This window comes from Streptomyces sp. NBC_01707 (genome assembly GCF_041438805.1).
Lineage (GTDB): Bacteria > Actinomycetota > Actinomycetes > Streptomycetales > Streptomycetaceae > Streptomyces.
This window is the reverse complement of record NZ_CP109190.1, coordinates 9,127,081-9,153,864: the sequence shown is the minus strand read 5'-3', so window position 1 is coordinate 9,153,864 and position 26,784 is coordinate 9,127,081. Positions and strand designations below refer to the sequence as shown.

General features: G+C 68.0%; 27 protein-coding genes. 14 read left to right on the top strand and 13 right to left on the bottom strand.

Annotation, left to right across the window (positions count from 1 at the left end):
* Positions 1-277: 277 nt before the first annotated feature.
* Positions 278-787 (top strand): DinB family protein, encoded by a 510-nt coding sequence (locus OG963_RS40900; protein WP_319740304.1) that lies wholly within the window; start codon positions 278-280, stop codon positions 785-787.
* A 302-nt stretch (positions 788-1,089) separates the two neighbouring features.
* Here OG963_RS40900 and OG963_RS40895 read toward each other — a convergent pair whose 3' ends face one another.
* The 6 genes from OG963_RS40895 to OG963_RS40870 all read right to left on the bottom strand — a co-directional run bounded on the left by OG963_RS40895 (position 1,090) and on the right by OG963_RS40870 (position 4,950).
* Positions 1,090-1,404, bottom strand: a complete 315-nt coding sequence (locus OG963_RS40895; RefSeq protein ID WP_327122804.1) for a hypothetical protein — start codon at positions 1,402-1,404, stop codon at positions 1,090-1,092.
* Positions 1,405-1,819: 415 nt separating this feature from the next.
* Positions 1,820-2,383, bottom strand: coding sequence for a hemerythrin domain-containing protein (locus OG963_RS40890; RefSeq protein ID WP_319740302.1), 564 nt, complete (start codon positions 2,381-2,383; stop codon positions 1,820-1,822).
* 230 nt (positions 2,384-2,613) lie between these two features.
* Positions 2,614-2,796 carry a CDGSH iron-sulfur domain-containing protein gene (locus tag OG963_RS40885; protein WP_319740301.1) on the bottom strand — a complete coding sequence of 61 codons (183 nt, stop codon included), beginning with the start codon at positions 2,794-2,796 and terminating at the stop codon, positions 2,614-2,616.
* A gap of 61 nt (positions 2,797-2,857) precedes the next feature.
* Positions 2,858-3,517: a HemK2/MTQ2 family protein methyltransferase gene (locus OG963_RS40880; protein ID WP_371800068.1), complete on the bottom strand. Its 660-nt coding sequence runs from the start codon at positions 3,515-3,517 to the stop codon at positions 2,858-2,860.
* 329 nt (positions 3,518-3,846) lie between these two features.
* The gene (locus tag OG963_RS40875) at positions 3,847-4,020 is read right to left on the bottom strand and encodes a CsbD family protein (protein WP_319740299.1); all 174 of its coding nucleotides are present in this window, start codon (positions 4,018-4,020) and stop codon (positions 3,847-3,849) included.
* 558 nt (positions 4,021-4,578) lie between these two features.
* Complete coding sequence (locus OG963_RS40870; protein ID WP_371800067.1) at positions 4,579-4,950, bottom strand: hypothetical protein; 372 nt, start codon at positions 4,948-4,950, stop codon at positions 4,579-4,581.
* 1,080 nt (positions 4,951-6,030) lie between these two features.
* On the opposite strand from OG963_RS40870, the gene dnaK reads away from it, so the two are divergent.
* Complete coding sequence (gene dnaK, locus OG963_RS40865; RefSeq protein ID WP_371800066.1) at positions 6,031-7,899, top strand: molecular chaperone DnaK; 1,869 nt, start codon at positions 6,031-6,033, stop codon at positions 7,897-7,899.
* Positions 7,896-8,483 (top strand): nucleotide exchange factor GrpE, encoded by a 588-nt coding sequence (gene grpE, locus OG963_RS40860; RefSeq protein WP_319740296.1) that lies wholly within the window; start codon positions 7,896-7,898, stop codon positions 8,481-8,483. Before dnaK ends, grpE begins: the two co-directional genes overlap by 4 nt.
* Positions 8,484-8,588: 105 nt before the next feature.
* Here the strand turns inward: grpE and OG963_RS40855 are convergent, their stop codons facing one another.
* Together OG963_RS40855 and OG963_RS40850 are read right to left on the bottom strand one after the other, a co-directional pair.
* Positions 8,589-9,152 (bottom strand): N-acetyltransferase, encoded by a 564-nt coding sequence (locus OG963_RS40855; RefSeq protein WP_319740355.1) that lies wholly within the window; start codon positions 9,150-9,152, stop codon positions 8,589-8,591.
* 182 nt (positions 9,153-9,334) lie between these two features.
* On the bottom strand, positions 9,335-9,526 hold the full coding sequence (locus OG963_RS40850; protein ID WP_371800065.1) for a hypothetical protein: 192 nt from the start codon (positions 9,524-9,526) through the stop codon (positions 9,335-9,337).
* A 170-nt stretch (positions 9,527-9,696) separates the two neighbouring features.
* Between OG963_RS40850 and OG963_RS40845 the strand changes: the two genes are divergently transcribed.
* Complete coding sequence (locus tag OG963_RS40845; protein WP_319740295.1) at positions 9,697-10,830, top strand: glutathione-independent formaldehyde dehydrogenase; 1,134 nt, start codon at positions 9,697-9,699, stop codon at positions 10,828-10,830.
* A gap of 166 nt (positions 10,831-10,996) precedes the next feature.
* Here the strand turns inward: OG963_RS40845 and OG963_RS40840 are convergent, their stop codons facing one another.
* The 3 genes from OG963_RS40840 to OG963_RS40830 form a co-directional block, all read right to left on the bottom strand.
* On the bottom strand, positions 10,997-11,779 hold the full coding sequence (locus OG963_RS40840; protein WP_319740294.1) for a nuclear transport factor 2 family protein: 783 nt from the start codon (positions 11,777-11,779) through the stop codon (positions 10,997-10,999).
* Positions 11,780-11,972: 193 nt separating this feature from the next.
* Positions 11,973-12,869, bottom strand: a complete 897-nt coding sequence (locus OG963_RS40835; RefSeq protein ID WP_371800064.1) for an RNA polymerase sigma-70 factor — start codon at positions 12,867-12,869, stop codon at positions 11,973-11,975.
* Between the two features lie 692 nt (positions 12,870-13,561).
* Positions 13,562-14,758 carry an FAD-dependent oxidoreductase gene (locus OG963_RS40830; RefSeq protein WP_362273897.1) on the bottom strand — a complete coding sequence of 399 codons (1,197 nt, stop codon included), beginning with the start codon at positions 14,756-14,758 and terminating at the stop codon, positions 13,562-13,564.
* Positions 14,759-15,261: 503 nt separating this feature from the next.
* On the opposite strand from OG963_RS40830, the gene OG963_RS40825 reads away from it, so the two are divergent.
* The 5 genes from OG963_RS40825 to OG963_RS40805 all read left to right on the top strand — a co-directional run bounded on the left by OG963_RS40825 (position 15,262) and on the right by OG963_RS40805 (position 18,830).
* The gene (locus OG963_RS40825; RefSeq protein WP_319740291.1) at positions 15,262-15,630 is read left to right on the top strand and encodes an STAS domain-containing protein; all 369 of its coding nucleotides are present in this window, start codon (positions 15,262-15,264) and stop codon (positions 15,628-15,630) included.
* A gap of 63 nt (positions 15,631-15,693) precedes the next feature.
* The gene (locus OG963_RS40820) at positions 15,694-16,446 is read left to right on the top strand and encodes an SDR family NAD(P)-dependent oxidoreductase (protein WP_371800063.1); all 753 of its coding nucleotides are present in this window, start codon (positions 15,694-15,696) and stop codon (positions 16,444-16,446) included.
* Positions 16,447-16,592: 146 nt separating this feature from the next.
* Positions 16,593-17,084 carry a nucleotidyltransferase domain-containing protein gene (locus tag OG963_RS40815; RefSeq protein ID WP_319740290.1) on the top strand — a complete coding sequence of 164 codons (492 nt, stop codon included), beginning with the start codon at positions 16,593-16,595 and terminating at the stop codon, positions 17,082-17,084.
* Between the two features lie 94 nt (positions 17,085-17,178).
* A complete protein-coding gene (locus OG963_RS40810; RefSeq protein WP_319740289.1) occupies positions 17,179-17,643 on the top strand; it encodes an SRPBCC family protein in 465 nt (154 codons plus the stop codon).
* 488 nt (positions 17,644-18,131) lie between these two features.
* Entirely contained in the window at positions 18,132-18,830 is a 699-nt protein-coding gene (locus OG963_RS40805) for a BlaI/MecI/CopY family transcriptional regulator (RefSeq protein WP_319740288.1), read from the top strand.
* A gap of 459 nt (positions 18,831-19,289) precedes the next feature.
* Here OG963_RS40805 and OG963_RS40800 read toward each other — a convergent pair whose 3' ends face one another.
* Positions 19,290-19,769 (bottom strand): DUF2000 domain-containing protein, encoded by a 480-nt coding sequence (locus OG963_RS40800; protein ID WP_319740287.1) that lies wholly within the window; start codon positions 19,767-19,769, stop codon positions 19,290-19,292.
* A gap of 52 nt (positions 19,770-19,821) precedes the next feature.
* Between OG963_RS40800 and OG963_RS40795 the strand changes: the two genes are divergently transcribed.
* On the top strand, positions 19,822-20,625 hold the full coding sequence (locus OG963_RS40795; RefSeq protein ID WP_371800356.1) for an AraC family transcriptional regulator: 804 nt from the start codon (positions 19,822-19,824) through the stop codon (positions 20,623-20,625).
* 192 nt (positions 20,626-20,817) lie between these two features.
* Complete coding sequence (locus OG963_RS40790) at positions 20,818-23,163, top strand: SpoIIE family protein phosphatase (protein ID WP_371800062.1); 2,346 nt, start codon at positions 20,818-20,820, stop codon at positions 23,161-23,163.
* A 2-nt stretch (positions 23,164-23,165) separates the two neighbouring features.
* Here OG963_RS40790 and OG963_RS40785 read toward each other — a convergent pair whose 3' ends face one another.
* A complete protein-coding gene (locus OG963_RS40785) occupies positions 23,166-23,627 on the bottom strand; it encodes a MarR family transcriptional regulator (protein ID WP_319740284.1) in 462 nt (153 codons plus the stop codon).
* Positions 23,628-23,713: 86 nt separating this feature from the next.
* On the opposite strand from OG963_RS40785, the gene OG963_RS40780 reads away from it, so the two are divergent.
* The 3 genes from OG963_RS40780 to OG963_RS40770 all read left to right on the top strand — a co-directional run bounded on the left by OG963_RS40780 (position 23,714) and on the right by OG963_RS40770 (position 26,605).
* A complete protein-coding gene (locus OG963_RS40780) occupies positions 23,714-24,274 on the top strand; it encodes an NADPH-dependent FMN reductase (protein WP_030931845.1) in 561 nt (186 codons plus the stop codon).
* 263 nt (positions 24,275-24,537) lie between these two features.
* Complete coding sequence (locus OG963_RS40775) at positions 24,538-25,725, top strand: CE1758 family FMN-dependent luciferase-like monooxygenase (RefSeq protein WP_030931847.1); 1,188 nt, start codon at positions 24,538-24,540, stop codon at positions 25,723-25,725.
* Positions 25,726-25,876: 151 nt separating this feature from the next.
* Positions 25,877-26,605, top strand: coding sequence for a CE1759 family FMN reductase (locus OG963_RS40770; protein ID WP_371800061.1), 729 nt, complete (start codon positions 25,877-25,879; stop codon positions 26,603-26,605).
* Positions 26,606-26,784: the final 179 nt, after the last annotated feature.

Genomic DNA, 26,784 nt, shown 5'->3' with positions numbered 1-26,784 from the left:
TCCGGAGCGCCTTGCGCTCTCGCCCACGCGATACGGTGACCTGCCCAACGGGTCCCGCCCGTATCCGACTTGGGGCAGTGGGCCGGGTGAGCGCCGGTGCCGAGCGCGTTGCGTCCTGCGCCCGTGATCACCGAGGCGCCGACGACCCGGACCGAGTCCTGTGTCGTTCGCCGCCCTTGGTGACGGTCCGGGTCGGGCAGACGGCCCACCTCCGAGGGACTTCCGAAGGGAGTGGATACTGAGCTCCGGATACGGCCACGGACGAGAGGTACGACCAGTGACCAGCGACAATCGCACAGGACCGCCCAATTTCGGCAGCGAACGCGACATGCTGCGGGCCTTCCTCGACTACCACCGTGCGACTCTCGCCATGAAGTGCGATGGACTTGCCGACGAGGAACTGCGGCAGCGCTCGATGCCACCGTCAACGCTCTCACTGCTCGGTCTGGTGCGGCACATGGCAGAGGTGGAACGCGCCTGGTTCCGCCGGGTGTTCGAGGACAACGACGCGCCCATGGTCTGGTCCGACAAGCCTGACTTCCAGGCGGCGTACGACGCAAGCGCATCAACCAGGGACGAGGCGTTCCGTGCCTGGGAGGCCGAGGTGGAGAAGTCACGCTCCATCGAGCGGGAGGCCGACTCCCTCGACCTGGCCGGGTACCAGCCGAGATGGGACGAGGAAGTATCACTGCGGATGGTGATGGTGCACGTCCTCCTCGAGTACGGCCGCCACAACGGACACGCGGACCTTCTGCGGGAGGGGCTCGACGGGACTGTGGGAGCCTGAATCCGCGAGAGGCGCCGCTTCGAAGCCCGGCAGGCAGCCGGAGTTCGCTCTCCCGGCAGCTGCCGAGGTGGCCTCGCCCCGCCCTGAAGGACGGGGCTCACCATGTCTCGGAGTCGGCGGTCGAACGAAGCATCGAGCCGCCGAAGCTCGACCGGCCGAAGCCCACCTCGATCGCCAGGTCGACGCTGCCGCCGCCGAGAGGACCACCCGGGTCGACTCGGCTGTCGAGCTACCGGCCGGACACCGGATCGACGAGCGACGAGCGGATACGTGAGAGCGCGGGCCGGCCTTCGGGAAACGGTTCAATCCGATTCGCGCGCGAGTTCGAGTGCAAGGGCCTGAAGAATTTCCTCCGTCGGTGTCGCAGGTGCTGTCTCGTCATAGGCGTCCGCAACGGCCTGGAACGCGAGCACGAATCCGGTGATCAGTGCACTGAGCGGCTGAGAGAGCTGGCTCAGAACGGACAGCCCGACCTCGCGTGGACCTGCGGCGGCAGACACGACGAAATGCTCGGGAACCACCTCGCCGAGCAGGTCCGAGACATAGTCCGTACCGACCCCGCTGCGCAGTGCGGTGAGCGCAGCGATGGCCTTGAGTTTGATCTCGTTCTCGGTCATGGGACGAGGGTAGGAGCAAACCTCAGCACTTGGGCGGCACGGACATCCCGTCGATGTGCGATGTCGGGTGGTCGTTCACTGTGGCCGGCGGTCCGCGCCGCCGGTGTCGGACCGGGAGTCGCAGCACCCACTCCGTATCGCACAAGTGGTTCCAGCGTCAGGACGACGCCTCGGGCGGCAGACTGCCGCGAGTGGCGAGCCGGGAGCGATCTGCGGCCGGCCGGCCAGGACAGTGCCCGCTCCGGTCAGGACGCGCTGCGCTTCTTCGCGGAAGTCTTCCTGGGCGTGCGCTTCTTCGCAGCCGCCGTGGTCCTCTTCGCCGGGACAGCCCCCGCCCGGCGGGGGCATGCCGGCGGGCGCGGCGCCGGATGCGGGGATGTTGTGCCATGCTCCCCTGCGGACACCGGTCGACGGTTCAGCCTGTGGTCGTACGGCTGCTGACCAGGTCGCGTACACGGTCCACCAGTCCGACGCCGGGCGCGAGCAGCTTGTTGGCGGGCGGAGTGTTCGGGAGGGAGGGGTGCGGTCGGGTGGGGGCCATCTCCTTGGCCCGCCGCACCAGCCGCCCCAGCTCGTCCAGCTTGTCGGATGAAGACGACGCCGCGAGTGTCGGGAACAGCTCGTGCTCCTCCTCACGCACGTGGGAAGCGACCTCGAACTTCAGCTTCGCGACGATGTCGTTGAACTGCGGATCGTCGGCGCGCAGGTCTTCGAGGTCCTTGAGCATCTGCTCGACCTTGGCGTGATCGGCGAGTTCCTTGTCCGCCAGTGCCGCACCGTGCGGTACATCCTTGCGCACCGTCGGATACAGGTACATCTCCTCGGCGACGCAGTGCCGCACCAGTTCCGCGGTCAGCCGGTCGGCCAGCTCACGTCGCCGTGGATGCTCGACCGGCTGAGCTTCGATCTGCGCGAACAACTCCTCCAGCTCGCGATGATCGGCCGTGAGCTCCACGATCACATTCCCGCCGTGTCCCATGACAGTGCCTTCCTCGGGTTCGTCGCCCTCCGCAGAACGGAGCCGCAGACACTCAGACAACAGGTCGGGGAAGCAAAACCTGCGCTCTGCACGCGAAGACGGACACGCCAGTCACCTCCCCGGCGCAGCCACTCCCCGGGCACGCCCCGGCGCTTCCGCTTCCCTGCGGCACGGCGCGCCCGAGCCGGACCAACGTCTCAGCGGGGTGTCGCGACCCGGCGAGAGAGTCCTCACTCCGCACGCCGCTCCGAGGCCGTCGGTGGCACGTTCCGCCTCTTCCGGCCGCGGTGGCTCGTGTCGCACCAAGGGAAGATGAGGCTCCGTCGGCAGGTGCACAGTGCGACGACAGGCCGGTCCGAGCGAGCAATGGTGCCGTCCTCCTGGACGACTTCGACGGGCCCTTCCACAAGCATGGGTCCACCCGGCTCCTGCATGACGCGTCGTGCGGCTGCCCGAGACGTGGCCCCTGGTTCATCACGGCCGTTCGGCACGGATCACCACCAGTTCCTCCTTCTCCTGGCCTCGCGCGATCAGCCCCTGGGCCTCCAGCCAGTCGGCACGTTCACGCAACACAGGGCCGAAGGGGACGAAGCGGCGGTCGGTCACGGTGACGTCCAGTTCGGCTTCGGTCAGCCGCTTCACGGTCATCGCCGGGTTGCTCATCACGGAGTGGACCGCGAGCAGCACACCCCCTGGGCGCAGCAGAGCGGGAGCTTCGGCACAGAGCCGGTCGATGACGGCCCGGCCGTCGATCCCCGCCTCCCAGGCCCGAGCAGCGCCGCGGCCGGTCATGCGAGCGTCCGCCGACGGTACGTACGGTGGGTTCGCCAGCACCATGTCGAATCTCAGGCCGGTCACAGGTTCCGTCAGGTCGCCGCGGCTGACCCGGATTGCCCGTGCGTGACCGGAAAGCAGCGCGTTCAGTCGTGCGGTGAGCACCGCCGCAGCCGACGCGTCGATGGCGACGACGCGGGCAGCACCATGGTGGGCTGCGGCGATCGCCAATGCGCCGGTACCGGTACCCACGTCCAGCACATCGGCCTGGGGTGACAGATGTTCGCGCCGCAGGGCGGATATCAGCATGGCTGTGTCTTCCTGCGGCGCGTAGACACCTGGAGGCTTGAGGAGTTTCACTGTCGCGTCCGACCATCAGCGCTCACGCAGAGCGGGCGGGGGCTTGTGAACCCGTCCACCCCGCCATGGCTGTCCTGTACGCAACACGAACGCTCAGGAACAGCCATGGCGGGCACGGGACGACGGGCCGGGCGCGATGACTCCGCCTGCGAAGAGGCGTGCATGACGGGTGATCGGCCTGCGAACCGGTGTTGAAAGAAGCTCGACTCGGCGTTCGCTGAACGCCGGCGAAGTCCGGTAGCACCGAGATCTGAGGCTCCGGCGCACGAGCGTGAAGCACGAACGCCGTCAGCCCGGCTGCGCGGTCCTGCCTGCGTCCAGCCGGACAACTACCGTCCGGACTTCTTCAACCGCTCGGCCGCCTTTGCTGCGGTCTCCTGGGACTTGCCCGTCAGTCGCTCGCTGCGGCCCTCTGCCTGCATACCCTTGTCGCCCATGGCGTCGCCGGCGGTTTCCTTCAGCTTGCCCTTGACCTGCTTGGCCTTCGCCTTTGCCTTGCTCATAACGATGCTGTCCTTCACTGTGAGGGGGACTGACGTACTCACCCTGCGCCGATGACTCCGAGGCCGCAATCGGTGACGTACCGCGCGCACGAGAGCAGTCCGGCGAGGAAGGGTCGAAGGGGCGCACGCCTGGGGCCGGCCCCGCACCCGGTCGGCGCAGTCGACCTGACTACGCTGAATGAGGCAACCGCTGTTCGCGCCGGAGTCGGTGAAGCGAGCGCCCTCGGGGTCACGGATGCTGAAGGGGCCCTTGAGGCGCCAGTGGATGAAGGCACCGGTGACGAATTCCTCCGGCAGCGACGGCGGCCGTCACAACTGCATTTGCTGTTCCGGGCATCGACACCGCACCGGGCTCCCGGTTCCGGATCGGAATCGATGCGGCGTAGCGGAGAGTGAACCGTTCGGGGTCAGATGTCCCCTGGCTCACGGCGACGGCACCTGCTGCTGATTCCCCCGTCCGGGTGGCGGGCTCCACAGGGCGCCGTTCGCCTCATGTCCCGGACGGGCGAAAGGAGTCGGCCACGGAGGGTCCGATCAACCACATCGAATCGTCGGCGCTCACGTTCCCAGACGATCCCGCGGGACCAGCGGCGACAGGACCCGCATCGCCCGCTCAGGGTCGGAGACGGAGATCGCCAGCCTGCTGAACGGCGCGCACCGGCGCAGTTCCACACACAGCACCGGCCCGCCGGCCCGTACCAATGCGAAATCCTGCCCCTTCTGAAGCGGGCGGATACCCGCGCACAACTGTCCAGGAATCCAGGTTCCCCGGCCGCGCCCACCGCGAAGCGCCCGCCACCAGTCCGGCTCGAGATACAGCCCGCGAAGTGCCGATCCCGGTACCCGCACCTCGCTGTGGCGTGCCGCGATCTTCTCCCACCATGACAGGCGAACGACGATATCGGTGCCCTCCACTTCCACCCTCGCCATGACCTCTCCTCATTGTCGTGTTGCGAGGGCGGTCGGACCTGGTGCCTCGTCCGAGCCCCTGCGCGATGCCGAAGACGCGGTCCGGTCTCCATCGGGCCGTCGGGAATTTCCTCAGTAGGCCGACTCCGAAGCAGCCGACGGTTGCCGGTTCCATAGTGGTCGGGCCCCGACGGCTCCTCTGCAGCCGCCGACCACTTCGGAACTTCCGCACCACCCCGGAGATGTCCGACCGCTTCGATCCCGCTGTCCACAGGGCCGGCCGGGCGACCGACGTCGGCCACGGCCTCAAGGCCCCGTTGCGCGATCGAACCGACCTCAGTCGTCACGCTGCTGGACGTCTGCGCGGGAGCGCCCCTGCCGAAGAGGAAACGGGAGACCTCTCCGGCGCGGACACGTCCCCGGATGTCCTCTCGCGTCAGTTGGGCCGACCGGGCCCAGTTCGCATCCTTTGTAGCCCGGCGGGGACTTCGGTCCTGGGCATTGACCACATCGTCGGCGAGGCGGCGTACCCATCGCACTCTGCCGGCACCCGCACCGGTCGGACGCGGGGTGCTCGGTGACGCGGAACTGGTGCCCCCGGCCGGTGGTGGTGTCGGCACTGCTCGGAACTGGTCGGTGCTCATCAGGGCACGCAGGGTCGAAGCGTCGGAGAGCAGGCCGGTGACATGGCGAACGGGGACAATGGCCCCAGGGAGTAGCAGCACGGTGGCCGCCGGTACTCCGCACCGGTCGCGCCGCCGAACTGCGGGGCCGACGTCAGGGCGTCCCCCTCCCCGTGTGCGATCGGCCTCGGCGACGCCGCCCGGCTCATCGAGCCCCTCGCTCACGCCCACCCATACATGGAGGACGGAACCGCCACTCCTGCCGACCGCGTGGACCTCCTCGTCCAGCAGATCGAGAGGTTGCTCAGACATCACAAAGGGCGACGCCGGGATGTGAGCGTGAGCGTGGCCCCGAGCAGGCGGCCGGCCCGGACGCCGCACTGCGGCCGGCCAGGGAGGCGGACGATACTTGACCCAGATGCACTCAGGTTTTATCAATGAATGAGCATCAAGCATTGCCCGGGAAATGGAGGCAGTGATGGCACGCGCTGTGGGCGTTGACCTGGGAACGACGAACTCCGTGGTGTCTGTGCTCGAGGCCGGCGAGCCGACGGTCATCGCGAACACCGAGGGCGCGCGGACCACTCCGTCGGTGGTGGCGTTCGCCAAGACGGGTGAGGTGCTCGTCGGCGAGATCGCCAAGCGGCAGGCGGTGACGAATGTCGAGCGCACCGCGCGGTCGGTCAAGCGGCACATGGGAGAGGCCCAGTGGCGTTTCCCCGAGTCCGGCGACATCGATGGCAAGCGGTACACGGCGCAGGAGATCTCCGCGCGCGTGCTGCAGAAACTGAAGCGGGACGCCGAAGCACACCTCGGGGAGGACGTCACCGACGCGGTGATCACCGTCCCGGCGTACTTCAACGACTCCCAGCGCACCGCGACCAAGGAGGCGGGCCACATCGCGGGCCTGAACGTGCTGCGGATCATCAACGAGCCGACGTCCGCCGCGCTGGCCTACGGCCTGGACAAGGAGAACGACCAGACGATCCTCGTGTTCGACCTCGGTGGCGGCACCTTCGACGTGTCCCTGCTGGAGATCGGCGAGGGGCTGGTGGAGGTCAAGGCCACCAATGGCGACACACACCTCGGCGGTGACGACTGGGACCAGCAGATCGTCGACCACCTGGTGAAGCAGTTCAAGAACGGCTACGGCATCGACTTGTCCAAGGACAAGATGGCTCTGCAGCGTCTGCGCGAGGCCGCGGAGAAGGCGAAGATCGAGCTGTCGTCCGCGACCGAGACGACGATCAACCTGCCGTACATCACGGCGTCCGCCGAGGGCCCGCTGCACCTGGACGAGAAGCTGACGCGCGCGCAGTTCGAGCAGCTCACCGCGGACCTCCTTGAGCGCTGCAAGGGTCCGTTCCACAACGCGGTCAAGGACGCCGGGATCAAGGTGTCGGACATCGACCATGTGATCCTGGTGGGCGGTTCGACGCGGATGCCGGCAGTGACCGAGCTGGTGAAGGAGCTGACCTCCAAGGATCCGCACAAGGGTGTGAACCCGGACGAGGTCGTCGCCATCGGTGCCTCGCTCCAGGCCGGTGTCCTCAAGGGTGAGGTCAAGGACGTCCTGCTCCTCGACGTCACACCGCTGTCCCTCGGTATCGAGACCAAGGGCGGCATCATGACGAAGCTCATCGAGCGCAACACCACGATCCCGACCAAGCGGTCCGAGATCTTCACGACGGCCGACGACAACCAGCCGTCGGTACAGATCCAGGTCTACCAGGGCGAGCGCGAGATCGCGGCGTACAACAAGAAACTGGGCGTTTTCGAGCTGACCGGTCTGCCGCCGGCCCCGCGTGGTGTCCCACAGATCGAGGTCACGTTCGACATCGACGCCAACGGCATCATGCACGTCGCCGCCAAGGACCTCGGCACCGGCAAGGAGCAGAAGATGACCGTCACCGGTGGCTCCTCGCTGCCCAGGGACGACATCGACCGCATGGTGCAGGAGGCCGAGCAGTACGCGGAGGAGGACCACCGCCGTCGCGAGGGTGCCGAGACCCGCAACCAGGCGGAGTCCCTGATCTACCAGACCGAGAAGCTGCTGCAGGACAACGCGGACAAGATCCCCGGTGACGTGAAGACGGAGGTGGAGACCGCGCTCGCCGAGCTGAAGGAGAAGCTCGAGGGTGAGGACACCGCCGAGATCCGTACCGCCACCGAGAAGGCGAGTACGGCCGCACAGCGGATCGGCACCGCCCTCTACGCGCAGACGCAGACCGAAGCCGGTGAGGGCGGCACGGCCGACAGCAGCACGGCTGGGGGCGCGGCCACCGACGAGGAGGACGTCATCGATGCGGAGATCGTCGATGACGAGCAGAAGGGAGGCGTCGGATGAGCAAGGATCCGCACCTCGGGCATGAGGGTGAGCGCTCCGTGGTGACGCGCGACGTGCGCAGGACGGACCCGGTCATCCTCCAGTCCCGCCGACGCCAGGATGTGTCCGGTCCGGACGGCGTCGGTCAGGGGCGCCCGGACTCCGATCGAGCCGACTCCGCACGGCTGCGTGAGCAGATCGCGGATCTGACCGAAGATCTGCAGCGGGTGAAGGCCGAGTACGACAACTACCGCAAGAGGGTGCGCCGCGACCGCCTGGCCGTACGCGAGATCGCGGTGGTCAATGTACTCACCGGACTGCTGCCGGTCCTGGATGTCGTGGAGGCGGCTCGAAGGCAGGGCGACGACGCTGCGGAGGTCCTCTTCGACGTACTCGAGGAGCGGCTGTCGGCCCTGGGGCTGCGCACCGTCGGTGCGGCGGGTGAACGCTTCGACCCGAACACGCATGAGGCAATCGACTACTGCGCCTCCGGTACGGGCCAGGAAGCCGTGTGCGCCGAGGTGCTGCGCCACGGCTACCGGGTGGGCGACCGCCTCCTGCGCCCGGCTCAGGTGTCGGTGTCAGGACCCGCCCCTGCCGCCTAGTCCCCGCATGGACGCAGTGCCCGAGTGGTTGGAGCGGCAGTCCGGGGCCTCGTCGGCGGGAAGGTACGGGAACGCGATGTCGTCGTCTCCCCTGCCTTCGTGGTGTCACCCTTGTCGGCGGAAGTCCAGCATGTAGAAGACCTTGTCGTACCGGCGTTCACCGACGGCGACGAAGTCGGGAAGACGGCCGTACTCGGTGAAGCCCAGCGACCGGTAGAGGCGAAGGGCGTCGCTGTTGTCGCCACGGGCGTCCAGGGTGAGGACCTCCACACCCGCCCGCCGGGCGTCAGCGATCAAAGCAGAGGTCAGCGCCCGACCCACGCCACGACCCTGGACAGCAGCATCCACCGCGATCTTCTCCAGATCGGCGTGCGGTCGGTGAGTCGGCCGCACGTAGCGCAGCCAGTACCCCAACCCGACGAGCCGGCGGTCGAGGTAGGCGGCGCGCAGAGCCCCGTCCCCGGCCTGCACGGCAGTGACGACGTGGCCGAGGAGTTCTGCCACCTCATCGCGCGAAGGGGGCTCGACCCAACCCAGCGCGGCACCTCCACGGACCAGGTCCGCCAGGATCCGGTGGGCCGACTCCACCAGCCGGGCTCCCAGTTCGGGATCGGAGGTCAGCTCCGGCACTCCGAGGATGGCGGGTTCAGCGGTCCCGCTGCTGGTCATGGTCGTATTCACGAGCGACATCCTAGGAATCGGCCGGAGTTCCCGCACCGCGCCGTCGTCGGCCGAGCCCCGTTACCGATTCGCGCTCCTGGCCACGCGGCACATCATCGAGGATCCGCGGTTCATCGGTTCGCACAACCATCAGCCCGTACAGGCCGCCGAACGCGTCCTGCCCGCCGGGGTCAGCGGTCGGCGATGTCCTCGCGGAGGCCGTCGGAGAACTCCCACCACGACAGCGGTAGCCAGTCGCCGTTGACGAAGGCATCCACAGTCGCGCCGCGACCACGGACAGTCACCGTCGTTCCGGGCGGGTACATGGTACCGGACAGGCCAGGTACTGGGACGAGCAGGGTCCCGAGCCGTTGTGCTGCCACTCCTCGCCCTCCTTTTCCATATCTCGGTGCGACACCTGGGTGGGCATTTCTCCCGAGATTACCGGGTTGTCTGTTGGCGCAGGCCGGAGAATCATGAGAGATGGGTCACGCGGAAAATCGCGGGGCCTGGGTGGGAAGCATGCGTGCATCGCCGAGCGGAGGTGGCAGGCGTGAAAGCCGTTGTGTACAAGGGACCGTTCACCGTGGCGGTCGAAAACGTTGAAAAGCCCAGGATTCAGCACCCGAACGATGTGATCGTACGGATCACCTCGACCGCGATCTGTGGCTCTGACCTGCACATGTACGAGGGTCGTACCGCAGCTGAGCCCGGCATCGTCTTCGGCCACGAGAACATGGGACTCATCGAGGAAATCGGCCAGGGGATCACCTCGCTCAAAGAAGGCGACCGCGTGGTCATGCCCTTCAATGTCGCCTGCGGATTCTGCGTCAATTGCGTGGAGGGATTCACCGGATACTGTCAGACCGTCAATCCCGGCTTCGCGGGCGGCGCTTACGGCTATGTCGCCATGGGGCCCTGGCCTGGCGGCCAGGCAGAATACCTGCGCGTTCCCTACGCCGACTTCAACTGTCTGAAGCTGCCGCCGGGAGACGAGCATGAGACCGACTTCATGCTGCTTGCCGACATCTTCCCCACCGGGTACCACGGCTGTGAACTCGCCGATGTCCGCCCGGGCGAGAGCGTCGCCGTGTACGGCGGCGGGCCGGTCGGGCTCATGGCCGCGTACTCGGCCCTGCTACGCGGCGCGAAGAAGGTGTTCGTCGTGGACCGGGTCCCTGAGCGGCTGGAGAAGGCCCGGGAGATCGGTGCGGTTCCGATCAACTTCGCCGAGGGCGATCCCGTGGAGCAGATCAGGGAGCAGACCGAGGGCGTCGGCACGGACAAGGGCGTGGACGCCGTCGGCTACCAGGCGACGGCTCAGGGCGCGGACCGCGAGGAACCGGCGACCGTCCTGAACTCACTCGTCGACACGGTCCGGGCCACCGGAGCGCTCGGCGTGCCCGGGCTCTACGTCCCGACCGACCCCGGAGGCCCCAACGAGCAGGCCAAGCACGGCATGCTTCTCGTCTCGATCGGCAAGCTCTTCGAGAAGGGCCTGCGGATCGGTACTGGGCAGTGCAACGTGAAGCGCTACAACCGGTACCTGCGCGACATGATCATCGAAGGCCGGGCGACACCGAGCTTCGTCGTGTCCCATGAACTGCCTCTGGATCAGGCGTCGTCGGCGTACGACAAGTTCGACAAGCGGATCGAGGGCTACACGAAGGTCGTGCTGCACCCGTAGCGGAACATGAGCACGTCCTGGCCACATCACGCCGGGCCCGTGGGGCCGCGGGAAACTGTCGGAGGAAGCTGCGACGCGTGGCCCCCTCGGGCGAACGGCACCATGTTGCGGTGGCCGGAGTCCGGGCAGAACGCCCGGACTTGCCGGCGGCCGGGGGACGCAGTGGTCAGCTGCGGTTCCAGCTGCGGAGCTTGTCGGGGTTGAGTACCAGCCACACGTCTGTGATCTTCTCGTCCTGGACGTGGAAACTGACGACACCGGACACGGTGGTGTCATGACGGAGGACCAGACCGGCCTTGCCGTTCACGGATTGCAGGGTCGCTCGGAGCTTGGGGTACTGCAACAGCGCGGCAAGCATGAAACGGGCCGTGCGGTCCGCGCCGTGGATCGGCTTCAGGGCAGCGCGTGCCTTGCCGCCACCATCGCTGAGCGTGGTGGCGTCCGGGTCGAGCAGTGAGACGAGAGCGGGCAGGTCGCCGGTGTCGCAGGCGGCCCAGAAGGCCGTGACGATGCGGGTGTGCACATCGGACGCACTCTCCCGTCGATGCCGGTCGCGCAACTGCCGACAGGCGGCGAACGCGAGTCTCCCGCACATCTGCGAGGTACGGCCGACGATGGCGGCAATCCCTCCGAACGACAGGGCGACCATGTCGCGCAGGACGAACGCGACCCGGGCCGCAGGCGTCAGGGATGCGGGCACGACCGTCAGCGCCGTTTTCCCGGACTCGTCGAGGGTGATCCGGTCCAGCGCCCTCACCGGCGTCGAAGACACGGTGGTCGTCCCGTCCGGCACCGGCTCAGGCAGCCACTCACCCACGTACAGCTTCCGCCGGTGCCGGGCGGAGTCGAGGATGTCGAGGCATATGCGTGCAGCGACGTGTGTCCGCCCCACCTGCGGTATCTCGCTGACTTCAGCGATGGACAGGTCCTCGTCGTGGTTCTCATCCATGGGGGATGGTCCTTTCTGCTGGTGCGTCGGACGGCGGCCACCGGGCTCGCGTCGGGTGCCGGAGCGGACACGGACTCGCACAAGCCCGGGACAGGGCGCCGCACGGCCGCTGCGTGGCCGCGATGCGCCCTCTGTCGCTCCCGCCGGGACAGCCGATCCCCCGCGCCCGGTGGGAGGGGGCGGGGCGGAAGGCTCAGGTGGCCACGGCGGAGAGTTTCGACGGGTTCATCATCCACAGCACCCGGTCGATGCCGTCTGCGCTCACACCCACTGTGACCACGGCGAAGACGTCCCCGTCACGGTACAGACGCACCGAGGCCCGGCCGTTGGTCTCGACCTGCTCCACCGTCGCACCCGACCAGAAGGTGTCGGCGAAAGCGTGGATGTACTTCGCCACACGGTGAATGCCCACGACGGGAAACTTCGACGCCCGAACGGCCCCTCCGCCGTCGGCATACGAGACGACGTCCTGTGCGAACAGCTCCTCCAATGCGGCCACGTTCCCTGTCTGCGCCGCCGCCACGAACGCCGTCAGAAACCGCTGGTGCTCGTCGGCCGCGACACTCGCACGTTTCTCCGCGGCCAGATGCTTCCGCGCCCGGCTCACCAACTGGCGTACGTTCGCGTTCGTCTGACCGATGATCTCCGCGATCTGCTCGTACGGGTAGTCGAACGCCTGCCGCAGAACGTATGCCGCCCGCTCCGTAGGCGTGAGCTTCTCCAGCAGCATCAGCACCGCGACCTCCAGAGCCTCGCCGCGCTCGGCGCCCAGCGCCGGGTCACTGCTGGTGTCGACCGGCTCCGGCAGCCACGGGCCGACATAGGTCTCACGACGGACCCTCGCGGATTGCAGGACGTTGATCGCAAGCCTCGTGGTGGTCGTCGCGAGGAACGCCGGCGCGTTCTGCACCTTGGACCGGTCGTAGGTCTGCCAGCGGATCCAGACCTCCTGGAGGATGTCTTCCGCCTCGCTCACGCTGCCCAGCATTCGGTAGGCGATCCCGAACATGCGACCGCGGACATCGCGGAACACCGCCTCGGCCTCCTGAAGGCTCTCGACGTCTTCCGCTGGATCGTTCTTCGACGACATGGTTCGTGACCCTTGCTACTCGACGGGATTACCGGCGGTCGAGACCTCACGCATGGAGGCCGCATGTCGTCGGGGCCGGTGGTGCGGCCGGCACTTCCACCGGCCCGGGACCGGACCGCACCGGAATGACCTGCGGTTCGCAGGGTCAAGGGTGCAGGCCGCTCCACGCCGATCGCGTACAGGCCGTCGACCCCGGTCCCGTGATCCTCTGACCGGACCGAATCCGTCCGTCTTCGGTCGCCTGCCCACCCGCGAGGACGTCGCCCCTGCCTCCGGCGAGCTCGACGGCGTCGCGCAGGCCGGACCCTCCCCACCGGCGACGAGGACGGACCCGGCGATCCGTCGTTCGGACGTGTACATGTGTGCTCCTCGGCCATTGCGAGAACGTGCTCCTCATAGCTATGACCGCGTACTCCACTGATGTGTGACCCGATCTGTCGAAGCCGACGACACAGAACCCGAACGGCCGACATGAGTCGGGGAGGAACCCTCACCGGTCGTCGGTCCTGGCCGACGCCTCGGACGTCCCGCGGACGTACGGCGGGAACGGGCACTCGCGGGACCGGCGCCCACCGCGGGACAGGCATCGCGCTCACCGAGCAAGAGCGATGCCTGTCCGCGACGGCGTTCGTCAGCGCGGCCGGCCGTGATCCTTCAGGACCGGCGCGCGTGATGCGCGGCCGCCCGCGCTGTCAGAGGTTGGAGAAGCGGCCTGCCTGGGCGAGGATCTGCTCGGCGTCATCGACCGGGGGGTAGATCCACAGCGTATTGATGTCCCGCTTGAGGGACTTGGCGCCCTCGCCGGTCATCTGGACCGTGCGGTCCCAGCCCTGCGTGACCACGGCGCCGGCCGGCCCGAGATCCAGGCACACACCGTAGGGATCGGGAGTGAAAGGCAGCGGGTCCGTGCCCAGGAGGTCGGCGGCCACGTTGTGTCCGGCGAACTTCCCCATCGGCTGGGCGTGCTGGCAGCTCTGCGTCGTGTAATGCCCTTCCTCCGCGAGAGCGGAGGCGGTGTCGCCGGCGGCGTAGACGTCAGGGACTCCCGTCACCCGCAGGTAGGCGTCCACGCTCAGCCGTCCCAGACGGTCGCGGTCCCCCGGAATCTGTGCCGTCAGAGAACTGGCGACCATGCCGGCCGTCCAGACGACGGTCGCCGTGGGGATCACCTCACCGTCCGAGAGGGTGACGTCCTCGGCGGTGGCCGACGCCACAGTGCGTCCCAGGCGTCGCTCGATCTTCAGCTCGTCGACCGCTCCGTCGATCTGCGGGCGGGGTCCAGGGCCGAGCTCCGGTCCGAGGACGTCAGCGCGGTCGACCAGAACGACCCGCACCTCCTCGCCCGCGCCGTGTGCGTCGGCGATCGCCCGCAGCCGGTCGCCCAGGCCGGTCGCCACTTCCAGGCCGGTGAAGCCGGCGCCCACCACGACGGCCGTGTACCGGCCCGGGTACGGTGCCCGCTGCGGCAGCCGCCGCAGGTGATGATCGAACGCAGCCGCCGTGGACAGGGTGTCGACGTCGAAGACGTTCCGCGCGCCCGGGAAGTCAGGGCGCACCAGCCGACTGCCGGCGGCCAGCACGAGCTTGTCGTACGACAGGGTCAGGTCCTCGCCTGCTCGCCCGACGGCCCGAACCGTCCGGGCACCGGTGTCGATACCGGTCACCGTCGCTGTGACCCGGCGCACTCCGATGGGCCCGAGAACGCGGTCCAGAGGAACCCGCTTGCTCTCCGGCTCCTCTTCGTAGAGACGGGGGCGCACGACCAGATCGTCACCACCACTGATCAGGGTCACCCGCACCTCCTCGCCTGCCTCACGCGTGGCGCGCACGGCCCCTGCCGCACTCCATACGCCGGCGAATCCCCCACCGATGACAAGGATGTCCTTCATTGCTTCTCCCATGCCGCGTCGACAGTTACGCAGCACTGACAAGACGGCGAGGCGAAGTGTGACAGCACGGAGAATCTGATGTGCGTCTCTGCTGCCGACGGGCGCGCAACCTGGTCCGCCGGTTGTCGGCGACCCGGCCGAGGCCCCATGGCCGTCATGTCACAAATGACGAGGTGGGCCGGTCATACCCGACGAACCCGCAACTGCGATCACAACCGGAGTACTCATGGCCACCACGGAACGTCGGTTCTCGATGGTTCACGTGATCGACACCGGATGGTCCGGCACGCGCGCCGTCAGACCTGGCACCGATCGGCGGGCGACGGGACCGGGACCAATCGTTCCGTCCAAGGAAGCGGACACCCGACCGCGAGCGAAGGGTGAAGTCGATGTTCTCCAACTGTCACGACCAGCCTGCGTGCCCGCCCCGTTGCCATGACTGCCCCGGAAATCGACCGACCACGGCTTCGGCCGTCAGGCCGTTCTGCATCCATGTCACGCGTATGCGCGACGGTCGCGTCGTCCTCGCCGTGACGGGCGCTGTCGACTGGGCCACTGCCGGCGCGCTGCGAGCCACCGCTTTGCAGGAAATCGCAGCAGGCGCCCGGAAACTGGTACTGGACTTCTCGTTGCTGTCCTTCTGGGACTCCAGCGGCATGGGAGCTGTCGCGTCCGCATACCGCGGCGCGAGCCAGGTCGGCGCCTCAGTGGCCCTTGCAGGTCTCTCGCCGACGTTGGAGAAGGCCTATCGGCTGACCGGGATGGACACAGTGGTCCCGCTCCACCGCGACGTCTGCACGGCACTCACGGCACAGGGCAGTGAGGACCTTCGGTCGGCGGCTGAGGGTCGGCTTGGCCGCCGGGGCCCGTAGTCGGCTCGTTCCTCAACCTCTTCGATCTTCGATGTACATCGACCAACAAGGATGTGTTCAGTGATGTCCAGCCGATTTGCCAACCAAGTCGTGATCCTGACCGGCGCCGGCTCCGGGATCGGGCGAGCTGCCGCACTGGCGTTCGCGAAGGAGGGCGCGCGGGTGCTGGGAGTCGGGAGACGAGCGGAGGCGCTGCAGGAGACGGCCGATCTCCACCCGGCCATCGAGACGCTCAATGTCGACGTCAGTGCCGAAGGCGCACCCGAGCGGATCGTGCGGGCCGCGGTCGATCGATGGGGCCGCGTCGACGTCCTGGTCAACAACGCCGGAGTCCTCGCGATGATGCCCCTCGGTCAGGTGACCGCCGAAGGCATCAACCAGCTACTGGCCACCAACGTCACCGCTCCGAGCCTTCTGGCCGGCACCGCCCTTCCGTACCTGCGGAGCTCCCAGGGGGTGATCGTCAACGTCAGCAGTACGTTCGGGCACAGGCCCATCGCTCACGCCTCTCACTACGGTGCCTCGAAGGCTGCGATCGAACAGCTGACCCGAAGCTGGGCACTGGAGTTGGCGCCCGACAACATCCGGGTCAACGCAGTGGCTCCTGGCCCCACCGAAAGCGGAGCCTTGGCCGGCGCAGGCTTGTCCGCCGGGGAAATCCAACACCTCAAGGATGCCGAGGCAGCACGCATTCCGTTGGGCCGCCGTGGTGAACCCGATGAAGTGGCCGAGTGGATCCTGCGTCTGGCCGACGCGCAGACCGCCTGGCTCACCGGGCAGGTGCTCACGGTCGACGGCGGACTCGAACTCGCCTGATCATGACGCATGTCCAGCGACAGATGGTGTTCCGTCCGGGTCCTTCGGACTCCCGTGCGGTAACAGAAGCGGCACCACCGAGGTGAGAAGGTGATCCGGCTCCACTCGGCCCGCACAGGTCTCGGTGCACTAGCGTGCTCGGGGTGATGACAGCTGATGACGTGTTGTCCGTGCTTGCGCTGATGCGACGGGCCGAGGTCGGAGTCTGGATCGGCGGGGGTTGGGGCATAGACGCCCTGCTCGGCAAGCAGACCCGTGAGCACCGCGACCTGGATCTCATGCACCCCGAGGACCGGGAGGACGATGTTGTGAGAGCCCTGAACGGAGTCGGGTTCGTCGAGACCTTGAACTGGCGGCCCGTGCGGTTCGTGGTCGCAGCATCGGACGGACGGGAAATCGACCTCCACCCCCTCACTCCTGCAGCGGACGGCTCCGCCCTGCAGGCATCCCTCGACGCAGAGCGCCCGTTCGTCTATCCCGCGACGTGCTTCGTGACCGGCATGATCGGTGACACGCCGGTTCCCTGTCTTTCGGCCGAGCAGCAGGTCTATTTCCACCAGGGTTACGAGCCGACCGACCATGACCGTCACGACATGGCCCAGCTCCGGCGTGCCTTCGGAATCGCCACCCACTTCTGAGGTGGGCAGCGTTCGGTGAACACACGAGCATGTGCCCGCCCGGGTGCACTGCTGCGGCAGGCGGCTGCCGGACCACAGTGGTTCCATGGGGTCCATGACCAGCAGGACAGTCGTCGTCGAGCGCCGCATCGCCGCATCCCAGGGGACCGTGTGGGAAGCCCTCACGGATCTCAGGGGCATGGCGCAGGTGCTGAGCGGCGTATCGAAGACCGAGGTTCTCACAGACGGAGCCTTCGACGTGGGCACACACTGGCGCGAGACGCGGCGCATGTTCGGCAAGGAAGCCACCGAGGAGATGTGGGTGACCGCGAGCGAGCCGCCCGAGCGCTACGTGGCGGAAGCCGAATCCCATGGCACCCACTACGTCTCGGAGTGGGCGCTGCGGGCGGACGGCCCGGCGACGACGACGGTCCGCATGACTTTCACGGCCGAGCCGGCCGGCGGCTTCACCGGCCTGCTCGCCAAGGTCCTGGGCGGTGTGGGCGCACGGGCCGTGAGCAAGGCGATCGCGAAGGACCTCGACGACGTCGCCACAGCGGTGGAGGGTCGTAGCAGCTGAACGTCCCACTTCCTGAAGGATTTTGGGACCGGTCGCAGCAGGCGGCCGGAGATGCCGATGGACGGTCCCCCGTCGGTTGCCATGGGACGGCACCACGTTCGAACGCCTTCAATGGCCGTTGCCCGACGCAGCGCAAGTCCCGTCCGCCCCGTCCACCGGCATGCCGGCGAAGTCACCTGGCGCCTGTCTCGGGTGCAGGTCCGGGTGGTCCGCACGGGGCTGCGACAGTGACATTGCCCCTGTCGGTCTCGTCGTCGTGTGCCTCGCATCCACTGGTTCCTCACCCTGAAGGGAAGGGTGAGACATCACCCGACTGGCACATGAGGGCTCTCCTCGTGCGTACTATCTCTAGACACTGCTGCACATTGCGGCAGTTATGTCCTGCGGGTGACCCGGTCGGCACAGCCTGGGCACCTGCCTCCACTCACTCGCGGACCAGGTTCGTACTCTTCACCGCCGTACCCGCGAGCTGCAGAAAGGCCCATGACATGACTGAAATTCAGGCCCACGCCACAGGACTGACGTCGCAGTACATCGCCCAGGTGACGGGCGACCTTGAGCGCAACGTCAAGGAGCAGGAACGCATCAGTGCGGAAATCGAGGCGCTGCAGCAGCAGTTGGGTGCTCTGCAGCACGACCACTCCGTGCTGGTGAGCATGCGGGAGGCGCTCGGCGGCGCGAACGCGGCCGGCGAGGCAGACACCACGGCCGCGCCGACCGTACCGCGTCAGGCCACCGCCGAACCCCTGCAGGGCAAGCCGAAGAAGGCGGCCGCCACGAGCGCAAAGGCGACGGCATCCAAGAAGAGCGCCGCCAAGGCCCCGTCCGCGAAAGCCCCGTCCGCGAAGGCCTCCTCCGCCAAAGCCCCGTCCGCGAAGGCCTCCACCGCCAAGGCTTCTTCCGCGAAGGCACCCAAGACAGACGCGAAGCCGACGCTCGTCAACCTGATCCGCAGTCACCTGGGGCAGCAGAGCGAGCCGCGGTCCGCCACCGAGATCTCCGCCGCGCTCACGCAGGACCACCCTGACCGCGGCGTCAAGACCACCGTTGTGCGTACCACCCTCGAAGGGCTGGTCGCCAAGAGCCAGGCTCAGCGCACCAAGCAGGGTTCGTCCGTCTTCTACACCGCGACGGCCGATTCGGAGTCTGCCGCGGCCGAGCCTCAGCAGGAGAAAGTGGCCGGCTGAGGATCCTCAGGAGCGCCCATCTAGTCGCCACCAGGGGGCGGTCCGGTGACGCTCCGGCCGGAACCTCGTCGTGCGGGGCCGAGTCGGCGTGCGGCGGTGCGGGAGTGGGCCTCCCCCACGCCGTCGCTCGCACGCTCCGGTCCAGCACCGAGATCCTTGGTCCCACTTCTGTTCGACCAGGTTCCGACTGACGTGTGTCAGCTCAGCAGCCGTGGCAGCACGAAGGGTGTCACTGTCGCTGCCGGCCGGCTGGGGGGTGCCCAGCACACCAAGCAGGACAGTTGTCATCGACGGGGCGGCCCTGTTGCGACCGCCGCCCCGTCGGCAACCTCGTTGCCACGCTCCACGGTCGCGGCAGACCCCTCGGGCGTCTGATCCTCGCCGTGGCCATGGCCGCCTCCCTCGGAAGGCACGTGACCGCCCGAGTTCCGGTGATCGGGATCCGGGATCGGACATCGCTCAGGGGTGCATGCGCGCGCCCTTGAGGACCTTGTCCACCGCGTTGCGCGGCCCGTGAACAGCCATCCCCACCAGATCGAGCTGGTCCCTTCCAACGGCCCGTACAGCTGCCCGGTTGTCCCGGTCGTTGCCCGTGCCGAACAGATCCGAAGTGAACACGGCCCTCGGCAGCGACCGCGACAGCGCACGGCCGTGCGCAGCGGTCAACACCTCCTTCGTCCCCTCGAAGACCAGCACGGGCTGGCGGAACATCGGCAGGTACGCGGTGCCGTCGGCGTCCGCGTACGGCTCGCCGATCACCTCGGGTGACACCGTGCCGAGCCCGCTGACCAGGAAGGCGGTCACATTCAGCCGCTGCCAGGACTCAAGATCCTCCCGCAGCAGAACAGCGATCTTGGTGTCGAAGCGGACGGGCACGTTCTCATCCCATGCGCCGGTCTCGATCCCGGTTCCGGTCTCGGTCTCATCGTCATTTCTCATGCTTCGAGACTCCTGGGTTCGCGCCTTCCGCGTCTTGTACGTTCTTTGCGTGATGCCCCGGCAGGAGATCTCCGCTTGGCGCCCCCCAGTGGCGGGCGTCGTGGAGGTTTTCCACGCACACTTCACCGAGCACGCCTACCCCATGCACGTCCACGACGCCTGGACGCTGCTGATCGTCGATGACGGCGCGGTCCGTTACGACCTGGACCGCTACGAGCGCGGCACCCCGAGCGACACCGTGAGTCTGCTCCCGCCGCAGATCCCGCACAACGGCTCGCCGGCCACCCCTCAGGGATTTCGCAAGCGCGTGCTCTACCTCGACACGACACAGCTGGACGAGAGCTTCATCGGGCCGGCGGTGGACGGCCCGGACCTCACCGATCCTGTGCTGCGCAGACGCGTCGGACAGCTGCACACGACTCTCGCGAACCGGGGAGACGAGTTCGAGGCGGAGAGCCGTCTGGCCTTCATCGGCGAGCGACTGCGCGAGCATCTGCGCCCCAGGCTGGTCCTCGGTGGCGCGGCGCCCGACCGCGACATCGCCGGGAGTCTGCGTGACCTCCTCGACGAGCGCCTGCTCGAAGGCGTCGCTCTGGAAGAAGCCGCGCGGTTGGTACACGCCCACCCCACGCATCTCGTGCGAGCCTTCAGCGGCGCCTTCGGCATCGCCCCGCATCAGTACGTGATGTCCCGTCGCGTCGACCTGGCCCGTCGTCTGCTGCTCGACGGACAGCCGGCCGGCGAGGTGGCTACTGCCGTCGGCTTCTACGACCAGTCCCACCTCACCCGGCACTTCAAGCGAGTTGTGGGCGTCACCCCGGGCCGGTACGCCCGGACCGGGACCGTCCACCGATGACGGGCCGCGGGCACTTGCCGCCACACTGTGCCCCGACGGCGGAAGCACACTGACGGTCCGGGGCCGCTCGGCGGCGCTGCGGACTCCGGGCTGGGGACCGGCGAGCGGGCTGAGCCAATCGGTGTAGCTGCCGGATGAGCGGGCCTGTCGTCGACACGGGCTGGGCAGGGATGGCCGCGGAGGTGTTTTCGAATGCCCAGCGGCGACGTGCTCGTACTGATCGATGACAGTGGCCGGGTGGTCGAGTGGGGACGTCCGGCCGAAGAGCTGTTCGGGTGGTCCGCCGAGGAGGCCGTCGGCCGGTCCGTGACCGCGCTCATGAGTGAGGCCGCCGCTGACGGTGAACGGCTGCGGGAAAGGTTCTCGGACACGGCCTCGGTGCTGGTCAAGCCGGCGCTGCGAGGTACTTCCGTGATGTGGCAGGTGCTCTCGGCGGGGGACGCCGGGCCGGGGCAGGATGTGGCGATCTTGAAGGCCATGTTCGCCCGTTCCCCGGTGGTACTGCACGTCCTCGACAATCAGCTGCGCGTGGTCCGCATCAGCGTCGCCGCCGACAGTCTGAGCAGCACTCCGGTGCTGGGCAAGCATTTCACCGAGGCGTACGAGCTCGAGGACCCCGCGGAAGAAGCCACCGTGGCCCAAAGAGTCCTGGAGAGCGGAGAGCCGGTGGTGAACCGGCTCGTCCGGCGCACCAAGGGACCGGGCCGACCCACGCGCCGTATCCACTCCGTCTCCTATTTCCGTCTGGAGGACTCCCACGACCGTGTGCTCGGGCTGGTGACATACGCGGTCGATGTCACCGAGCGGGAGAACGCACAGAATCGCCTGGCGGTCCTGGACGCGGTCCGCAGAGGAGTGGGGCACCTGCTGAACGTGGGCATCGTCTGCGAGGAGCTGGTGGAGGCGGTGGTACCCGCCTTCGCCGACATCGCCGACGTCCAGGTGATCGAAGACGTCATCCGCGGCAACGAGCCCCCGGCGGTGCCCGTCCGCACGAACGTTCCACTGCGGCGAACGGCCTTCCAAGGCCGAATCGCGGATCAGCTGGTCGAAGACGTGCGCCCCCTGCCGACCGGCACCCCCTTCTCGGACGTCCTGTCCGACCTGCGACCGCGCCTGGTATCGATCGAGGAGGACAGCTCGTGGCTGGCCGCCGACCCGGCCCGAGCCGAAGTCATCAGGAGATCCGGTTCGCACTCCCTGATCGTGGCTCCGCTGGCCTTGCGCGGGCATGCTCTGGGCGTGGTCAGCTTCTACCGCCACCAGCAACACGACCCCTTCGAAGAGGAGGACCTCGCGGTGGCGTCCGCGGTGTGTTCCCATGCTGCGCTCTGCATCGACAACGCCCGGCAGTACATGCGCGAGTGGATCATCGCGCAGACCGTCCAGCGCAGGCTTCTCCCCCAACCACCGGCCACACACACCACCGTGGACATCTGCCAACTCCACCTTCCGGCTCCGGAGGCCGGCGGCGCATGGTTCGACGCGATCGAGCTGCCCGGCGCGCGGACCGCGCTGATCGTCGGCGACGTGGCGGGGCACGGCATCGCCGCAGCCATCACGATGGGACTCCTGCGGACGGCCATCCACACTCTCGCGGCCCTGGACATGCAGCCCGACGAGCTGCTGGCCCGCCTCAGCGACACCGCAGCCCGTCTCGCGGCCGCGTACGCACGACTGCCCATGGATCCCCCGGCCTCCGAGCCGCTCACCACCGGTTGCGCCATCGCGATCTACGACCCGGTCGAACTCACCTGCACCATCGCCCGCGCCGGACTCCCGGAGCCGGTCGCCGTACTCCCGGACGGCGCCCCGGCCGGTCTGTCCGTCCCCTCAGGTCCCCCACTCGCCGGAACAGGCAACGCCCCGTTCCCCGCGACCACCGTCGGCCTCCCCGAAGGAAGCACTCTGGCGATGGGCACGGCCGCGCTCGCGGACGAGGTCCTGGCGCCGTCCGGTCCGCTGCGCCCGCTCCTGGACGGCGCCGGCACAAGGCCCCTGCCTGACCTGCGCGACGACATCGCACACGCCCTCCCGGCCGGCAACCGGGCCGGCGAGACACTCATGATGCTCGCCCGGACGAAAGCGCTGCCCAAGGACCGGGTACTGACCCTCGACCTCCCTGCGGGTTCCGAGGCCGCACCGATCGCCCGCGCAGCGGCCCGCCGGCAACTGGAGGCCTGGGGGGTGGACGAGGAGACGGCGTACACCACCGAGCTCATCGTCAGCGAACTCGTGGGCAACGCGGTCCGCTACGGCACTCCACCCCTGCAACTACGCCTGATCTTCGAGCGGATGCTGACCTGCGAGGTCAGCGACAGAGCGACCAGCGCTCCGCAGGTGAAACATGCCCGCACCATCGACGAGACCGGCCGGGGGCTGTTCATCATCGCAAGCCTCGCGGACCAGTGGGGCACCCGCTCCCGATCCCAGGGAAAGACCGTCTGGGCACAGCAACCGACAGGGGTGTCGACGGAGCGCCGAAACGATGCCGGACACCTTGATGATCGCCACTTCGGCGGGTCGGGGAATTCGTAGGGTCAGGGTGCGGTCGCCACGCGTCGGAGTGCGGCGGCGAGTGCGGCGAGGTCATGGCCGGCGAGGTTGTCGAGGACGTGCCGTCGGATGCTGTCCAGATGGGACGGCCAGGCTTCCCGCAGACGGGCGAGGCCGTCGTCGGTGAGGACCGCGTTCCATCCGCGTAGATCTTCCTCGCACTTGGCTCGTCGGACGAGTCCCTGCTTCTCGAGGCGGTTGACGACGCGGGTCATTCCGCTGAGGGACAGGTTGCAGGCAGCGGCGAGCTCGCTCATCCGCATCCGGCGGTGGGGAGCCTCGGACAGGTGCATGAGGGGGGTGTACTCGGACAGAGGAAGCCCTCCGTCACGGACCATGTCCGCGTCCACCAGTCGTGGCAGCGCCGTCATGACATGGCCCAGAGCGCGCACGAGCATTTCCTCGGTCCCATCCAAGGGGCGCAGGGGCTCTTCGTCATGGGGCATGCCTCACATCCTAGCTCCTTGACAAGGCAAGCACTCAGCTCATTTACTTGACTCGGCAAGTACATATCCAAGCAAAGGGACAAACGATGACAAAGATTGGCATCATCCTCGGCAGTACGCGCCCCGGACGTAACGGCGAGGCGGTCGCCCACTGGGTGCACGAGCTGGCCACGGCCCGCACCGATGCGGAGTACGAGCTCGTCGACCTGCTGGACTACAAGCTGCCGCTGCTGGATGAGATCTACCCGCCTGCGATGGGTCAGTACAACCAGCCGCACACGCAGGAGTGGGCCGCGAAGATCGCCTCGTTCGACGGCTTCGTCATCGTGACCCCCGAGTACAACCATTCGGTGCCCGGCGCCCTGAAGAACGCCATCGACTTCCTGGCCGCCGAGTGGGCCAACAAGTCCGTCGGCTTCGTCAGCTACGGCTCCACCGGCGGCACCCGCGCCGTGGAGCACCTGCGTCTGATCGCCGGTGAGCTGCAGATGGCGGACGTCCGCTCCCAGGTGGCGTTCTCCCTGTTCACCGACTTCGAGAACTTCAGCGTCTTCAAGCCCGCCGATCTCCACCGCGACTCCCTCACCACCACCCTCGACCAGGTCGTCGCCTGGAGCAACGCCCTCGCTCCGCTGCGCGTCGGCTGACGCGAGGTATCACGAGGCTCCGCCGACATGCCCCGCACCGGCGTCCCCGACGCCGGTGCGGTGCGCAGGGCCTGCACCACCCTTTCGACCGCTGCGGGACATGACAAACCCGTCGATGTCAGGGCCCCATCACGCTCGGACCGGACACGGTCGGTGACGTGACCCACGACGCCCAGGACCGGCCGCTGTCACACGGCGAAACGATCCGGACCCGGTGGCGGAGGGGTGTCCTCGCCCAGGGACAACACAGAAAGACGGACAGAATGCAGTTCGGAATCTTCACGGTCGGCGACATCGCACCCGACCCGGTCACCGGCTACACCCAGAGCGAGGCGGAACGCATCAGCAACCTGGTGCGAGTGGCCCAGCGGGCCGACGAGGTCGGCCTGGACGTGTTCGCACTCGGCGAGCACCACAATCCCCCCTTCATCCCGTCCTCGCCCACCACCCTGCTCGCGCACATCGCCGCGCTGACCGAGCGCATCATCCTCAGCACCTCGGTCACGCTCATGACCACGAATGACCCGGTGAAGATCGCCGAGGACTACGCCATGCTCCAGCACGTGGCGAAGGGACGGCTCGATCTCATGGTCGGGCGCGGCAACACGGTGCCGGTCTATCCATGGTTCGGCAAGGACATCCGCAAGGGTGTGGCTCTCGCTCTGGAGAACTACAACCTGTTGCACCGGCTCTGGCGGGAGGATGTCGTGGACTGGGAGGGCACCTTCCGCACCCCGTTGCAAGGCTTCACCTCGACCCCGCGGCCCTTGGACGATGTGCCGCCGTTCGTCTGGCACGGCTCGATCCGCACGCCCGAGATCGCCGAGCAGGCCGCCTACTACGGAAACGGGTACTTCGCCAATCACATCCTGGCGCCGAACCTGCACTTCAAGCCGCTCGTGGACTTCTACCGCGCACGTTTCGAGCACTACGGGCACGGCACGAAGGAACAAGCAATCGTCGGTCTGGGCGGGCAGGCGTTCATCGCCCGACGCTCCCAGGATGCCGTGAACACCTTCCGCCCGTACTTCGAGGAGTACCCGGTCTTCCGGGGGAGCTCGCTCGACGACTACATGACCCGCACACCCCTGAGCGTCGGCAGTCCGCAGGAGGTCATCGACAAGACCCTCACCTTCCAGGAGGGTTTCGGCGACTACCAGCGCCAGCTCTTCGCGCTCGACGGCATGGGGCTGCCCGTCGAGATGGCGCTCGAGCAGGTCGAGCTGCTCGGGACCGAGGTCGTCCCGGTGCTTCGCAAGGAGATGGCCGCCAGGCGCGCCCCCGGAGTGTCCGACGCCCCCGTCCACAGCACCCGGGTCACGGAGAAGTACGGCGATGCCGAGCCACGGCAGCCGCGCCCGAACCCGAACCGCGGCGACAACCTCTCAGGCGCGTCCCCGTACCAGGACAGCGACCCGGCCGTCGAGGCACACTTCCCGTCGGCCGTGTGACCAGGGCAGGCAGCGTTTCCACTCGCGATCGAGGCGCGCGAGGCCTTCTCCCGGGCGAGGTGCTCCGCGACGTCGGCCTCGCGCGCCTCGACGCCGCCGAGTGCGAGGCAACGACATCCACCGCACCCAAGGAAGAGGTAAGGAACCCCGTATGAGCCTCAACACCTCCGCCCCGCACGATTCCGCCGAAGTGGACGAGCCGTTGCGCCTCGTCGTCGTCAGCGCTGGTGTGAGCGAACCCTCGTCCACCCGCCTTCTCGCGGATCGCACCGCGCAGAAGGTTCTCGACCTGCTCCTCGAATCCGGCAGTTCCGCGACCGTCGGTGTCATCGAACTCGGCCCGCTCGCGGTCGACATCGCCCAGGCGATCGTCTCCGGATACCCCGGCGAGCGCCTCAAGACCGCGTTCGAGCGCCTTGCCGCTGCCGACGCCGTCATCGCCAGCACACCCGTGTACAAGGCAGGCATCAGCGGGCTGCTGAAGTCCTTCGCCGACATCCTCGACAACGACCTGCTCATCGCCAAACCGGTCATCCTCGCCGCCACCGCGGGCACGTCCCGGCACGCCATGGTTGTCGACGAGCAACTCCGGCCCCTGTTCGCCTTCCTGCGCGCTCTCCCCGCACCCACCTCCCTCTTCGCCGCACCCGAGGACTGGGGCCAGGCCGCGCTCGGCGACCGGATCCAGCGCGCCGCCACCGAACTCGTACTCCTGCTGCGCAGCGGCGTCGGCCGGTCGATCGCCGACAGCGCCTGGACCGGCTACCAACACCAGTTCGGCGGCAACGCCACCCGCGCCGAACACACCGCCGACGACGTCGACTTCACCACGGACCTCATGCGGCTCGCCGCCGGTGGAACGGCGGGAGAGCGCGAATAGCCACCGGCGGAGGCGCCGAGCGGGAACATCGCCGCACGACGGCGGCGACCCGTTGCAGGAGGGTGCACAGCACTCCGGTGGCCAGGCGTGGTGACGGGTATCGCGTCAACTGCGTGCACGGTCAGGTGGAAGCGTCGCTCTCCGGGCCGGTGCCCGCGCCCACCACCGCGCCCAGACTC